This window comes from Paraburkholderia sediminicola (assembly GCF_046030555.1).
GTDB classification, from domain to species: Bacteria; Pseudomonadota; Gammaproteobacteria; order Burkholderiales; family Burkholderiaceae; genus Paraburkholderia; species Paraburkholderia sediminicola_E.
In genome coordinates this window covers 49,716-63,513 of the sequence record NZ_JAQQCH010000002.1, presented here as the reverse complement: position 1 = coordinate 63,513, position 13,798 = coordinate 49,716, and the positions used below count along the sequence as shown (strand labels likewise).

Below are 13,798 nucleotides of genomic sequence, written 5' to 3'. Positions count from 1 at the left end.
AAGACTTCTCCCCGCGCCAACGGAAAGAAGCCTTTGCACGTGGACATGGACTCGTCAACTCACTCCAACTCAGGCCACCGCCTGCGCCGATACCCGCGTGATGCCCATCGCCTTCAGCGTATCGGCGATAGCGGCGACCGCGCCGGGGATACCGGATTCGCCGAAGTGTCCAATACAGCCGACACGGAATGTCTCCAGTTGGGTGAGCTTGCCCGGATACAGGATATAGCCGCGCTTTTTCACTTCGGTGTAGAACGTCTTGAAGTCGTATTTGGGATCGTCAGGCGCATGGAAGGTGACGATGATCGGCGCCTGAATCGCCGGGTCGAGGAAGGTTCGAAAGCCGAGCGCGGCCATGCCGTCGACCAGAGCCCGGCAATTGCTGGCATAACGTGCGCCGCGCGCTTCGAGACCGCCCTCTTCCACGTATTGCGCGATCGCCTGATCCAGTGCCGCGACGACGTGGGTGGGCGGCGTGAAGCGCCATTGCGTCGTGCGGTTCATGTAGGCCCACTGATCGTACAGATCCATCGCGAGCGACGGGCTATTGCCTTCGCATTGCTCCAGCGTGCTGCGGCGAATGATCACAAAACCCATGCCAGGCACCCCTTCCAGACATTTCCCGGAGGCGGCCACGACGGCGTCGAAAGGCGTTTCACGCGCGTCGATGTCGATTGCGCCGAACGAGCTCATCGCGTCGACGATCAGACTGCGGCCATGCTTCGCGACAACCATGGCGATCTCATGCAGCGGATTGAGCACCCCGGCGCCGGTTTCGCAATGCACCAGCGCAACATGCGTGATGCCCGGATCGGCCGCTAATGCGCGGTCGACATCCGCCGCTTTGACCTGCGTGTCCTCGGGATAGTCGAGCGTCTGGTGACGGCGGCCGAGCGCCTTGCAAATCTTCGCGATCCGCTGGCAATACGCGCCGTTGTTCGGTATCAGTACCTGTCCGTCACGCGGCACTAGCGTGCCGATCGCGGCTTCGACCGAGAACGTGCCGCTGCCTTGCAAGGGCACGCATTCGTGCGTGTCTTCGCCATGCACGATACGCAGCGTCTGCTGACGGACACGGGCGGTAATCTGATTGAAGTCACCGTCCCACGATCCCCAATCGCGCAGCATCGCCTGACGCGTACGGTCGGAGGTCGTGAGCGGACCGGGGGTAAGCAGAATGGGCTGGGAGGGCAGATTCACAGTAGCTCCTTATAGATCTTGATGAAGACTCGTTTCAGCCACGGCGCGGCGTACGCCATGCCTGGGTCCTACGTAATACGCCATGCGACACGCAGGCAAACAGCACACAGGCGAACGCGGCCGTCACGAGGACCAGCGTGGCCATCGCGGCGGCCGGTCCAATCTGTCCAGCGTCGTCGAGATTGAGAATGGCGACGGAGGCCGGTTGCGTATCGGGTGAATAGAGAAACGCGACCGCCGACACCGTGGTCATGCCGTTGACGAACAGATAACGCGCGATCTGCAGGATCGACGGCAGGCACACAGGCACGGTGACGCGAAAAAACGTCTTGTAGAAAGGCACTTTCAGCGAAGCCGAGACCGCTTCGAACTCGTTGTCGATCTGACGAAGCGCAGTGACCGCGGTCAGGTGGCTAGACGAGTAGTAGTGCACCACCGTGACGATCGCGAGCAGCGCGAGCGTGCCGTAAAGACCGTTCAATGGGTTGGAGGGCGAGTTGAACAGAAAGATGTAGCTGATGCCGAGCACGAGACCCGGCACGCCCATCGGCAGGATCGCGCACAGATTGATAAAGCCGCGTAACCAGCGCGGCCCGCGCGTCTTCTCGACGAGATACGCGCCGCCGAACACGATGATAGTGCCGCCGATCGCCACGCACGCGGCCATCTTCAGACTGTTCTTGTAGGCGTCGAAGATTCCCGCGCCGATCAGTCCCATCTTGTAGTGCTGCAAGCCGAGGCTCATCTGATACGGCCAGAACTTCACGAACGAAGCGAACACCGAAATGCCGACCACCGCCAGCAGCAGCAGGCAGACGAAGCCGCAGTACCCGAGCATCGCCATGTCGAAGCCACGCGTGGGCTTCGGCTGATACGGCGTCGAGCGCGCGCCGAGTTGCGATTGCTGCTTGCGGCGAATGAAGAAGTCGACGGCGAACGCGACCAGCGCCGGACAGAGCAGCAGCAGGCTGACCACCGCACTCCGGTTGAAATCCTGCAAGCCGATGATGAGCTTATAGATGTCGGTGGAAAGCACCGAATAAGGTCCGCCGATCACAACGGGCACGCCGAAGTCGTTGATGCAGATCGTGAACGACACCATCGTCGCGCTGATCAGCCCATACTTCGCGCCCGGCAGGGTGATCGTGAAGAATTTGCGGGTGCGGCGTGTGCCCATCGCTTCGGCCGCTTCGTATAAGCGACCGTCGGACAACGACAGCGCCGTCACGAGAATCATCAGCACGTGTGGAAACGAGGCGTAGACCAGACTGCATACGATGCCCGGCAGCCCATAGATCGAATGCCCATGAAGCAAGGGTTTCAGGATGCCCGAGTTACCGAACCAGTAGATGAACGACACTGCGGACAGCAGCGTCGGCGCGAGCAGCGGAAGCAGCGCGACGGTGCGCACGGCGTTCTTCATCGGCATGCACGAGCGGGTCAGTGCGTACGCAAACGTAAAAGCCATCGGAATCACGATCACCGTCACGAGGCAGGCGACCGTGACCGAATGCAGTGTCGACGTCCACACACCCGAATCCACCAGATAGCCGCTGAAATTGGCAAGTCCGACGAAATGGCCATCCGCATCGACGAAACATTTCCCTATGACCAGTCCCAGCGGCACCAGCAGAAACATGCCGAGAAACGCGGACATCAGCAGGAGGGCCAACTGCGCGATCCGGTCATGCCAATGGCTCTTCTGGCGCACCTCAGCGTGACCTTCCTCGCCGCTGCGGCGCTCGATCAGAACGGCGCTCATTGAAGTCGCTCCTTCGCGGCGGAGAAGACGCACACGTGTTCGCGGTTGATGGCCAGATTGAAACGCGACCCCGGTTGCAGGCGGGTACGATTCATTTCATGGAACGACAGGTCGGCGACGACCTCCTGCTCACCGAGCCCGTCCACCTTGAAGCTGACCCGGCAGAACGCGCCGAGAAATTCCAGTTTTTCGACCGAGGCAGGCAGCAGGTTGTCCGCCTCACTACCCGGCGCGCTGAGGTGAATGTCTTCCGGGCGCACGAACGCCGACACTTTCGACCCAAGGACCGCGCGCTCCGATCCGCACCCGTAGCGCAACGCGATGGAACCCGCCTTGAGACTGCCGTCGTGCGCCACTTCAGCCGGAATCAGATTGACCTTGCCGATGAAATCGGCAACGAACGGCGAGGCCGGCTCGCGATAGATTTCGTGCGGCGTGCCGATCTGCTCGATCACGCCTTGGTTCATCACCACGATCCGGTCGGCCATAGATAGCGCTTCTTCCTGATCGTGCGTCACCATGATCGTGGTCACGCCGAGGCGTTGCTGCAACTGACGGATTTCCTGACGCAGGCGCACACGCACTCGCGCGTCGAGTGCCGAGAGCGGCTCGTCGAGCAACAGCAGCCCCGGTGATGTGGCCAGCGCGCGCGCCAGCGCGATACGTTGCTGCTGGCCACCCGACAACTGGTTCGGATGCTTACGCTGCGCATCCGGCAAGCCCACCAGTGCGAGCAGTTCGTTCACACGATCGGCGATCGCCGCGCGCTTCATCCTGCGATTCACCAGGCCATAGGCCACGTTGTCGAAGATGGTCAGATTCGGAAACAGCGCGTACGACTGAAACACGATGCCGTAATCGCGAAGCTGGGGCGGCAGGCGTGAAATATCGCGGCCGTCCTGCATGATCTGTCCGGCGCTCTGTGTTTCCAATCCGGCAATGATCCGCAGCAAGGTGGTCTTGCCACATCCCGACGGGCCGAGAAAGCAGAGCATCTCTCCCTTCTTCACGCCAAGATTGATGTCCTCCAGAACCGGCGTGTCGTTGAACCGCTTATAGACCTGCTGCACGCTCAAATACGCTGTCATCATCTCCTCCGGTACCGCTTATCTGCATGGCGACGATGCACTGCCGTTGCATCACCGCATCGTTCGGGGCCGCGCAGCGCGCAGCCCGGCGCTCGTCTACACCTGGCGGAACCCGGCCTTATTTTTGTTCCTTGTCGCCGTAGCGTTTTTGCCAGTCCGCGAGAATGGCGTCGCGGTTCTTTGCGGACCATGTGAAATCGTTCTTCACGAGCAATTCCGAATAGTTATCGGGGATGCCCGAGAGTTTCTTCGCGACACCCGGGTACGCAACGATCGCCCACCATTGCGCGGTGATTTCATTGGCCTCTTTGCTGGCCATAAAGTCCGCGAGCTTTTTGGCCGCTTCCGGCTGCTTTGTTGTTTTCATGATGCCGGTCGCTTCCATGTCCCAACCCAGCCCTTCTTTCGGGAAGATCAGGTCAATGGGAGCGCCTTGCGCCTGCAACTCGTGGCCGCGGAATTCGAACGAGATACCGATCGGAAATTCGCCGGTGCCCGCCAGCGTGCAGGGCTTCGAGCCTGAGTGCACGTATTGCGCAACGTTCTTGTCCAGCGCATCCATGTACTTCCAGCCCTTGTCGGCGCCGAACGTTTGCAGCCATGACGTCACGTCCAGATAGCCGGTGCCGGACGACACCGGACTCGGCATCACGACCATGCCCTTATAGATCGGCTTGGTCAGGTCTTCCCATGACGTCGGCTTAGGCAAGTGGCGCTTCTCCGCTTCGATGCGGTTGTAGCAGACCGTCGCGCCCCATACGTCCATGCCAACCCAGTGCGGCGGCGTGTTCGCGTCGCTGTACTTGCGCGTCAGACTGTCGAACCCCTTCGGCGCGTAGGGCATCAGCATGCCCTGCAGATCGAGCAGCGTCAGGCTGGATGCCGCGAGTCCGAGCACCACGTCGGCCCGTGGATTGCTCTTTTCGGCGATCAGCTTTGCGGTGACCGCGCCGGTCGAATCGCGAACCCAACGGATTTCGATATCCGGATTGGCCTTTTCGAACGCGTCTTTATAGGGCTTCATCGCTTCGTCTTCGAGCGCCGTATAAACCAGCAACTGCGTTTTTGCGTACGCGAACTGAACCGCGCCGAGCGTCACGGCAGTGGCGACCAGACAGCGCAGCGCCATATTCAGACGACCTCTGCAACCTTTAAACCCCGACTTTTCCTTCATTTCCAGACCCCTTCAAAAAGTGGCGTCGCGGCCAGCGACGAAAACGACCGGTGCTACGGGACTACTGCGTGTTGCAACCCTCCAGACGACCACCCCTTAGAATCTGCGATTTGTTGTCTGTTGTTGACAATCTACAAAGTATCAATTTTAATGTCAAGTATTGCCACACTTTGCCACATAACGCCGCACTGCCATCACCCGAATTACCCCTAGCCCAGAGGACATGTCATGAGCGAAACACCGGTTTCTATTGAAGTGAACGGCCGCAGCTACAACTGGATGCGCAGACCCGTCGTCGTGGTCTGCGTGGACGGCTGCGCCTATGAATATCTGGAGATGGCGGCTGCGGCCGGGGTCGCGCCCTTTATTGGCAAGCTGCTGCATCCCGGCACTTCGCTCAAGGGCGACTGCGTCGTGCCGAGCTTCACGAACCCGAACAATCTGTCGATCGTGACGGGCGTACCGCCCGCTGTGCATGGCATTAGCGGCAACTACTTTTTCGATCGCGACAGCGGCACCGAGGTGCTGATGAACGATCCAAAGTACCTGGTCGCCCCTACCGTGCTCGCCGGTTTCGCCGACCAGGGCGCGAACGTTGCGGTGGTCACGGCAAAAGACAAACTGCGCCGGCTGCTTGGCAAGGGTCTGAAGGGCGTCTGCTTCTCGGCGGAGAAAGCCGACGAAGCGACGCTCGAGGAGAACGGCATCGACAACCTGCTCGAACTGGTCGGCAAGCCGGTGCCGAGCGTCTATAGCGCGGAGCTGTCCGAGTTCGTGTTCGCGGCCGGCGTGCGGCTGCTCGAAGCCCGCGACATCGACCTGATGTACCTGTCGACCACCGACTATGTGCAGCACAAGTGCGCCCCTGGCACCCCGGGTGCGAACGCGTTCTATCAGATGATGGACGGCTATCTGCAGCGGCTCGACGAACTGGGTGCGATCGTCGCGCTCACTGCCGACCACGGCATGAATGCAAAGCACAACGAAGACGGCGAGCCCAATGTGATCTATCTGCAGGAGCGCTTCGACGAGTGGCTTGGCGAAGACGCTGCCCGCGTGATCCTGCCGATCACGGATCCCTACGTCGTGCATCACGGCGCGCTCGGATCGTTCGCGACGGTCTATCTGCCCGCCTCAGTCGACCTCGAAGCAATGCGCCTCCGGCTTGCAGCGGAACCCGGCATCGAAGTCGTGCTGACGGGTGCTGAAGGCTGCGCGCGCTTCGAACTACCGCCTGCGCGCATGGGCGACCTCATCGTGATCTCGACGCGCGACGTGGTGCTCGGCACGCGACGCATCAAGCACGATCTGTCCGGGCTCGACGTGCCACTGCGCTCGCATGGCGGCCTTGCCGAGCAGATCGTGCCGCTCCTGTTCAATCAGCCGGTCGCGAAGTCGGTCACGCAGCGGGCTCGGCTGCGCAACTTCGACATCATCGATATCGCGCTCAATCACCTTCAATGAACGGGGATCAGAAATGAATGCTGTGGCTGAAATCAAGAATCAATTGCAGGTGCGTCATGAAGCGCTGCGTATCGGCGGCGAAAAAATCTTTCGCGATGAAGTGATCGAAGTGCGCAACCCTTACGATGGTTCGCTCGTCGGTACCGTGCCGAAAGCGACACTCGAGGACGTGCGACGCGCGTTCGAATTCGCACGTGCATATCGCCCTGCACTGACGCGCTATGAGCGCGCCGCGATCCTGCGTCGCGCGGCCGACGCGGTGCGTGCACGCACCGAGGAAATCGCCGCCGTCATCACGGCGGAAGCCGGCTTGTGCAAGAAGGATTCGATCTACGAAGCCGGCCGCGTCGCGGACGTGCTGGTGTTCGGCGCCGGCGAAGTGCTGAAAGACGACGGACAGATCTTCTCGTGCGATCTCACGCCTCACGGCAAGAAACGGCGCGTCTACACGCAACGCGATCCGCTGCTGGGCGTGATCTCCGCCATTACACCTTTCAACCATCCGATGAATCAGGTCGCGCACAAGATCGTGCCGTCGATTGCCACGAACAATCGCATCGTCGTGAAACCGTCGGAGAAAGTGCCGCTGTCATGCTATCTGCTCGCCGACATTCTCTATGAAGCCGGCTTACCCGTGCAGATGCTTCAGGTGCTGACGGGCGACCCGAGCGTCATTGCCGATGAGTTGATCACAAACCCCGCTGTCGATCTCATCACGTTCACCGGCGGCGTCTCGATCGGCAAATCTATCGCCTCGCGAATGGGCTACCGGCGCGCCGTGCTCGAACTGGGCGGCAACGACCCGATCATCGTGATGGAGGACGCCGATCTCGACGAAGCCAGTTCGCTCGCCGTATCGGGTTCGTACAAGAATTCGGGCCAGCGTTGCACCGCGATCAAGCGCATGCTGGTGCATGAGGCGGTTGCCGACCGCTTCACGGATCTTGTCGTAGAAAAGACACTCGCCTGGAAATATGGCAATCCGGCGGACAGTTCAGTCGATATGGGAACGGTCATCGACGAAGCTGCCGCGCAGTTCTGCGAACGCCAGGTCAACGACGCCTTGTCGCGCGGTGCCCGTCTGCTTGCGGGCAACGTTCGCAATGGCGCGCTTTACTCGCCGACGGTAGTCGACCGTGTCACGCCCGACATGCCGCTCGTCAAGTACGAGACGTTCGGACCCGTGTCGCCGATCATGCGCTTTGCCAACATCGACGAAGCGATCCGCATGTCGAACTGCACGGACTATGCGTTGTCGTCGTCGGTCTGCACGAATCGTTTCGATTACATCACGCGGTTCATTACCGAACTGGAAGTGGGCAGCGTGAATGTGCGTGAAGTGCCGGGTTACCGGCTTGAACTCACGCCGTTCGGCGGCGTGAAAGACTCGGGGCTCGGCTACAAGGAAGGGGTGCAGGAGGCCATGAAGAGCTTTACCAATACGAAGACCTACTCGCTGCCATGGTGATGGTGGAATGAGGCCGGGAAGCGCCGACGCGCTTCCCGGCATGCAACCGGTGCAATGAAGATGCAGCGGTGCGGCTGCGGAATTCACGTTGAGAGGGAACGTGATGCGCGACGCAGCCGTCATTTTTTCAAGTTCCGTTGGGGTAAGATCAAAGGCAAGGGCAACTGAAAATTCCTGTACCACGCCGTCGACACTAGGCAATACGGTCAACCGGCGACATGACTTGAGGAGCCGGGCCAATGGGAAGCACCAACGCAGTTGCGGTGGCGGCAATCGCCTTCGTGGGTAGTCACTTTGTCTTGTCCCATCCGCTGCGCAAGCGTCTGGTCGGCGCAATCGGCGAATTGGGGTTCCTGGGCGTCTATTCGCTAGTTGCTTTCCTGACGCTCGGCTGGATGATCGTGGCCTACCGGAAGGCGCCCCTGACGGAATCATTATGGCCGGTCGGAAACGGGCTCTGGGCGCTCACAACCGTGCTCATGCTGATCGCGTCAGTCCTCCTGATGGGCTCTCTGATCCGTAACCCGGCGCTCCCCACCGGTGGCCGGCCCGGCCCATTCCCGGATACGGCGCGCGGCGTGTACGCGGTGACGCGTCACCCGATGATGTGGTCGTTCGCACTTTGGGGGCTGTGCCACATCGCCGTGTTCCCGGTGACCAAGAACATCATCATCGCAACGGCGATCATTCTTCTCGCGCTCCTCGGCGCCGCATTGCAGGACCGGAAGAAGGAGCAGCTCCAGCCCGATCTCTGGCCCGTATGGGAATCGAAGACGAGCTACCTGCCGTTCGCCGCAATCGCCACTGGCCGCGCGCGGCTGGGCGGATTCGGTTTGCACGCGCTGTTGGGCGGCCTCGTCGTCTGGCTCGTTGCGACCTGGGCGCATATCCCCCTCGCCGGTTGGGCCGCGGGCATCTGGCGCTGGCTGTAGTGGCTGCTACACTCGCGGTTGTTCCCTGCGCTGAGAGAAACCGTGCCTGCCATCACTTGCATCGAAGATTTACGCCAGCTCGCTCAACGGCGTGTACCACGCATGTTCTACGACTACGCCGACAGTGGCTCGTGGACAGAAGGTACCTACCGCTCCAATGAAAGCGACTTCCAGCAATTGAAGCTGCGCCAGCGCGTGGCGGTCAACATGACCGGCCGCAGCACGCGAACGGAAATGGTCGGCCAGGAAGCCGCCATGCCTGTCGCGATCGCACCGACAGGATTGACCGGCATGCAACATGCCGACGGCGAAATCCTCGCGGCACGCGCGGCGGAAAAGTTCGGCGTGCCGTTCACCTTGTCCACCATGAGCATCTGCTCGATCGAGGACGTGGCCGCTGAGACCAGCAAACCGTTCTGGTTCCAGCTTTATATGATGCGCGACCGCGATTTCATTGTGCGATTGATCGAGCGCGCTCGCGCGGCGCGGTGCAGTGCCTTGATGCTGACGTTGGACTTGCAGATCCTCGGCCAACGCCACAAGGACATCAAGAACGGGCTGTCGGCGCCGCCGAAATTGACCCCCGCGAATCTCATCAACCTCGCGACCAAGCCGCGCTGGTGCCTCGGCATGCTCGGCACCAAACGACGCACCTTCGGCAACATCGTCGGCCATGCAAAGGGGGTGGGCGATCTGTCGTCCCTCGGTTCGTGGACCGCCGAGCAGTTCGATCCGACGCTGAGCTGGGCGGACGTCGAGTGGGTCAAGAAGCTGTGGGGCGGCAAGCTCATTCTGAAAGGCATCATGGATGTCGAAGACGCACGCCTTGCCGCCGACAGCGGCGCTGACGCGTTGATCGTCTCCAACCACGGCGGCCGTCAACTCGACGGTGCGCCCTCGTCGATCTCGGCACTCCCCGAGATCGCACGCGAGGTCGGCTCCCGTATCGAGGTGTGGATGGATGGCGGCATCCGCAGCGGACAGGACGTGCTGAAAGCCGTTGCACTCGGCGCGAAGGGAACGCTGATCGGCCGCAGCTTCCTTTATGGCCTGGGTGCGATGGGCGAGGCGGGTGTCACGCAGTGCCTGCAGATCATCCAGAAGGAACTGGACATCACCATGGCCTTTTGCGGCCACACCGACATCCGCCAGGTGGACGGGCGAATCCTGCTGCCTGACACGCCCATTAAAACGCGATAAAAGCTGTGCGGGGGGCGGACGGCGCTGCCCCCTTTGACCTCACACATCCACGATGACCTCGAAGCCACCGTAGATCAGCCGCTTGCCGTCGAAAGGCATCGGATTCACGTCAGGCTGCAAGCGCGGATCCGCCATCACGGCTTTCATGCCTTTATCCCGGACCTGACGCGACGGCCAGACAACCCACGAGAACACCACCGTTTCGTCATCCTTGCGTTTGACGGCCATCGGAAACGAAGTCAGCTTTCCCTCCGGCACGTCGTCCCCCCAGCACTCGACCACCTGCAACGCACCGTTCTCCTTAAAGACGCCCGCGGCCATCGCAGCCTGTTTTATGTATTTTTCGCGGTCGATCGTAGCTACCGGCACGACAAATCCATCGACGTAAGTCATGAACGCGCTCCTTTCTGGTTGAAAGTCGAATAGGGGCGGAAAGCGACGACACCCGGACCGGCGTCAGCGCACCACCATCCTATAAGCACGACGAACGACACGCGATGAAATCGACCGCGACCGTACCGTCTTCAACCGGGCCCCAGGGGAAACAACTAGTGGACGGGCGAACCGCATGGTGTAGCATCCAATCGTTACATTGATCAATGTAACAATAAAAAATGTCATCATGACGGGTCGCCGCACGCCGTCGGACAGCATATTCGGGAGGCAGGTATGGGTGATAGGGCCATTCCAGACGTCAACGTGGACGAACTGGCGCAATTCCGCGAAGTCCAGCAACTGGCCTATCGGTGCGTCGAGAGCGTCGGCGACATGCTCCAGCCCGGCATGACGGAAAAAGACGCCGCCCGGCTGCTGACCGAATGGTTGCAGGATCACGGCGTGCGCGACTGGCTGCACAAACCCTTCGCCTGGTTCGGCGACCGGACCGCCTTCGAGGGGTTTTCGGGGCTATCGCATATGGCTGGCTTTAACCTGGCTTTTTTCCCGAGTTCGCGCCGGCTGGAAGAAAACATGCCGGTGATTCTCGACGTAGCGCCGGTGTTAAACGGTGTCATCGCCGATGTCGGCTACGCCACCTGCGTCGGCACAAATCCCATTCTCGAGCAGCTGAAAGACGATCTCGCCGAGCACCGCGAGCTGATCGTCAGCATGGTGAAGCAACGGCGCACGCTTGCGGATGTAGCGCGCGCGGTCGATCAGTTATGCAGAAAACAGGGCGTGGAGCCACGTCACAAGGCCTATCCGCTCAAGGTCCTGGCGCACCGTGTCGCGAAGCTGCATAAGCCCGCGAAGCCGCGCTTCGTGGCGCGTTTCGGCCTGAACGCCACGCGCAATCTCGTGCTCGACCAGGTTAGCGCAGGCAGGAAGGAAGGCTGGTCGCCGTTGTGGTCGATCGATCGCCGCTCCGATCACGCGCCGACGCCAGGCCTGTGGGCTGTCGAGCCGCATCTCGGCTTTCAGGGTGTGGGCGCCAAGTTCGAAGAACTGCTGGTCATCACCGATGACGATGCCTACTGGCTCGACGACGACCTGCCGCACGTGCGCCGCTGGGCGCAGCGCAGGCAGGCGTTGGTCGCGGCATGACGGAGGCGCCCATGCAGCTCCTGACCGAACCCGTACCGTCCACGCTCTATGAGGCGCCGCCGGCCACACGTCCAACCCGTTTCACGGTGCCCTCAGGCGACGTCACGCTCGCCGCCAGAGCGTGGGGGGACCCCACCCGACCGACCGTGATGCTGGTACACGGTTACCCCGACAACAGCGAAGTCTGGGACGCGCTGGCCGCGCTGCTGGCAAACGATTTCCACGTCGTGACCTACGATGTTCGCGGCGCGGGCCAATCCACTGCGCCAAAGCGCACATCGGCATACCGGCTGGACAAACTCACCGACGACTTTATCGCTGTCATCGACGCCGTAAGCCCTCAACGCGCCGTCCATCTGGTCGCGCACGACTGGGGCTCGATCCAGGGCTGGGAATTCGTCACCGAAGAGCGCTTGCGCGGACGCATTGCCTCGTACACGTCATGCTCCGGCCCATGCCTCGATCACGTCGCTTACTGGATACGGGCGCGGCTGTTGCGCCCCACGCCACGCTCGATCGGCAAGCTTATGGGTCAGCTGGTGCGCTCCTGGTATGTGCTGCTGTTCCACTTGCCGGTGCTCCCTGGACTGACCTGGCGCTTGTGGCTCGGCCGCGCATGGCCGCGGGTGCTACGTCGTGTGGAGAAGACAGCGATCATGCCTCGCCCGACGCAAACGCAGGACGGCATACGTGGCGTATCGCTGTACCGCGCCAACTTCATCCGCTGTCTGTTCACGCCGCGCAAGCGCTACGCGCACACACCGGTCCAGGTGATCGTGCCGACGCTGGACAAATACGTCAGCCCGGCGCTATCCGAAGATCTCTCGCGATGGGTGCCGACATACTGGCGCCGTGAACTGATTGCGCGGCATTGGGTGCCGGTCACCCATTCAGAACAGATGGCGCAGATGGTGCGTGAGCTGGTCAATCACACCGAAGGCGGCCCCGAACCGGACACCCTGCAACGCGCCCGCATCAGCATGGTGCCGCGCTGAAATCAGCGCGGCCGTCACCAACCGGACGCCGGAGACCGTCATGACCCAGGAACACACGCAACACAAGATCAAGGCACGCCATGTGAAGTTCGACTGGAGCCAAACGCCCATCCAGTGGATTCCTGGCGACCCGTCGAGCACGCACATCATCAATGTGCTGAACCTGCTGTTCCCCGCCGGCGAACTATGGTTCTGCCGCGTCTACAACAAGGCCCTGCCGCTCATCACCGACCCGGCGTTGCACGACGATGCACAAGGGTTCCTCAGGCAGGAAGCGGTACATTCGCGCTCGCATGGCGGTGTCCTGACGCATTACTACAAGGCTCATGGCATCGACACGCAACCCTTCACGCGAAAACTCGACTGGCTGTTCGGCAAGCTGCTCGGCGAGCAACCGCTTGGACTGAAAATCGGCAAAACGCGCTTCTGGCTGCGCCAACAGCTTGGTGTCATCGCCGCACTGGAACACTTCTTTGGTTATCTCGGCAATTGGGTGCTCAATGCCGACGGGCTCGACGCCTCCCATGCCGACCCGACCATGCTCGACCTGCTGCGCTGGCACGGCGCCGAAGAAGTCGAACACCGCACCGTCGCCTTCGATATCTTCCGGCACATGGGCGGCACTTATTTCGAACGCTGCTTCCATATGCTTTCGACAGTCATGCTTCTGCTGTACTTTCTCACTAGCGGTGCGCGCTTCATGCACCGGCGCGATCCCGATGCTGGCCCATACCGAGGCTTTATCCTCGCCTGGCGCGCGGGCGCGCGACGTGGTTGCCTGCCGTCGTTCTGGAAGATGATCGCGGCAGCGCTGCGCTATTTCAATCCGCGCTATACGCCGCATCACGAAGGTTCCACCGAACAGGCGCTGGCTTATCTTGCAACCTCGCCCGCTGCACAGGCCGCGGCGCATGGGGGCAACTGGGTGCGTGAGGCGAATTGAGAACGAACTATCCTTAACGCTGTAGAATCC

11 protein-coding genes and 1 pseudogene are annotated in these 13,798 nt (G+C 61.3%); 7 read left to right on the top strand and 5 right to left on the bottom strand.

Features of this window, described 5'->3' with window-relative positions; genetic code table 11:
• Positions 1–69: 69 nt before the first annotated feature.
• The 4 genes from PQQ52_RS03485 to PQQ52_RS03470 all read right to left on the bottom strand — a co-directional run bounded on the left by PQQ52_RS03485 (position 70) and on the right by PQQ52_RS03470 (position 5,179).
• Positions 70–1,200 carry a 2-aminoethylphosphonate--pyruvate transaminase gene (locus PQQ52_RS03485; RefSeq protein ID WP_408206889.1) on the bottom strand — a complete coding sequence of 377 codons (1,131 nt, stop codon included), beginning with the start codon at positions 1,198–1,200 and terminating at the stop codon, positions 70–72.
• Between the two features lie 34 nt (positions 1,201–1,234).
• Complete coding sequence (locus PQQ52_RS03480; RefSeq protein WP_408206887.1) at positions 1,235–2,962, bottom strand: putative 2-aminoethylphosphonate ABC transporter permease subunit; 1,728 nt, start codon at positions 2,960–2,962, stop codon at positions 1,235–1,237.
• Positions 2,959–4,050 carry a putative 2-aminoethylphosphonate ABC transporter ATP-binding protein gene (locus tag PQQ52_RS03475; RefSeq protein WP_408207708.1) on the bottom strand — a complete coding sequence of 364 codons (1,092 nt, stop codon included), beginning with the start codon at positions 4,048–4,050 and terminating at the stop codon, positions 2,959–2,961. Before PQQ52_RS03475 ends, PQQ52_RS03480 begins: the two co-directional genes overlap by 4 nt.
• Positions 4,051–4,168: 118 nt before the next feature.
• The gene (locus tag PQQ52_RS03470; RefSeq protein WP_408206886.1) at positions 4,169–5,179 is read right to left on the bottom strand and encodes a putative 2-aminoethylphosphonate ABC transporter substrate-binding protein; all 1,011 of its coding nucleotides are present in this window, start codon (positions 5,177–5,179) and stop codon (positions 4,169–4,171) included.
• Between the two features lie 273 nt (positions 5,180–5,452).
• Between PQQ52_RS03470 and phnA the strand changes: the two genes are divergently transcribed.
• From phnA to PQQ52_RS03450, 4 genes are all read left to right on the top strand, one after another.
• On the top strand, positions 5,453–6,688 hold the full coding sequence (gene phnA / locus PQQ52_RS03465) for a phosphonoacetate hydrolase (protein WP_408206884.1): 1,236 nt from the start codon (positions 5,453–5,455) through the stop codon (positions 6,686–6,688).
• 13 nt (positions 6,689–6,701) lie between these two features.
• Complete coding sequence (phnY, locus tag PQQ52_RS03460; RefSeq protein WP_408206882.1) at positions 6,702–8,156, top strand: phosphonoacetaldehyde dehydrogenase; 1,455 nt, start codon at positions 6,702–6,704, stop codon at positions 8,154–8,156.
• 239 nt (positions 8,157–8,395) lie between these two features.
• The gene (locus PQQ52_RS03455) at positions 8,396–9,088 is read left to right on the top strand and encodes an NnrU family protein (protein WP_408206880.1); all 693 of its coding nucleotides are present in this window, start codon (positions 8,396–8,398) and stop codon (positions 9,086–9,088) included.
• Positions 9,089–9,130: 42 nt separating this feature from the next.
• On the top strand, positions 9,131–10,288 hold the full coding sequence (locus PQQ52_RS03450) for an alpha-hydroxy acid oxidase (protein ID WP_408206878.1): 1,158 nt from the start codon (positions 9,131–9,133) through the stop codon (positions 10,286–10,288).
• Positions 10,289–10,327: 39 nt separating this feature from the next.
• Here PQQ52_RS03450 and PQQ52_RS03445 read toward each other — a convergent pair whose 3' ends face one another.
• Entirely contained in the window at positions 10,328–10,681 is a 354-nt protein-coding gene (locus PQQ52_RS03445) for a DUF1428 domain-containing protein (protein ID WP_408206876.1), read from the bottom strand.
• 276 nt (positions 10,682–10,957) lie between these two features.
• Here PQQ52_RS03445 and PQQ52_RS03440 point away from each other — a divergent pair, with 276 nt between their 5' ends.
• The 3 genes and pseudogenes from PQQ52_RS03440 to PQQ52_RS03430 all read left to right on the top strand — a co-directional run bounded on the left by PQQ52_RS03440 (position 10,958) and on the right by PQQ52_RS03430 (position 13,768).
• On the top strand, positions 10,958–11,830 hold the full coding sequence (locus PQQ52_RS03440) for a M24 family metallopeptidase (RefSeq protein WP_408206874.1): 873 nt from the start codon (positions 10,958–10,960) through the stop codon (positions 11,828–11,830).
• An 11-nt stretch (positions 11,831–11,841) separates the two neighbouring features.
• A pseudogene (locus PQQ52_RS03435) lies at positions 11,842–12,804 on the top strand (alpha/beta fold hydrolase); the annotation flags it as partial.
• A 61-nt stretch (positions 12,805–12,865) separates the two neighbouring features.
• Complete coding sequence (locus tag PQQ52_RS03430; protein WP_408206873.1) at positions 12,866–13,768, top strand: metal-dependent hydrolase; 903 nt, start codon at positions 12,866–12,868, stop codon at positions 13,766–13,768.
• Positions 13,769–13,798 lie beyond the last annotated feature (30 nt).

What these genes read in the sequence shown, in the direction of transcription:
- PQQ52_RS03480 (WP_408206887.1), bottom strand. Translation starts at nt 2,962, where the DNA reads ATGAGCGCCGTTCTGATCGAGCGCCGCAGCGGCGAGGAAGGTCACGCT.
- PQQ52_RS03475 (WP_408207708.1), bottom strand. Translation starts at nt 4,050, where the DNA reads ATGACAGCGTATTTGAGCGTGCAGCAGGTCTATAAGCGGTTCAACGAC.
- PQQ52_RS03470 (WP_408206886.1), bottom strand. Translation starts at nt 5,179, where the DNA reads ATGGCGCTGCGCTGTCTGGTCGCCACTGCCGTGACGCTCGGCGCGGTT.
- phnA (WP_408206884.1), top strand. Translation starts at nt 5,453, where the DNA reads ATGAGCGAAACACCGGTTTCTATTGAAGTGAACGGCCGCAGCTACAAC.
- phnY (WP_408206882.1), top strand. Translation starts at nt 6,702, where the DNA reads ATGAATGCTGTGGCTGAAATCAAGAATCAATTGCAGGTGCGTCATGAA.
- PQQ52_RS03455 (WP_408206880.1), top strand. Translation starts at nt 8,396, where the DNA reads ATGGGAAGCACCAACGCAGTTGCGGTGGCGGCAATCGCCTTCGTGGGT.
- PQQ52_RS03445 (WP_408206876.1), bottom strand. Translation starts at nt 10,681, where the DNA reads ATGACTTACGTCGATGGATTTGTCGTGCCGGTAGCTACGATCGACCGC.
- PQQ52_RS03440 (WP_408206874.1), top strand. Translation starts at nt 10,958, where the DNA reads ATGGGTGATAGGGCCATTCCAGACGTCAACGTGGACGAACTGGCGCAA.
- PQQ52_RS03430 (WP_408206873.1), top strand. Translation starts at nt 12,866, where the DNA reads ATGACCCAGGAACACACGCAACACAAGATCAAGGCACGCCATGTGAAG.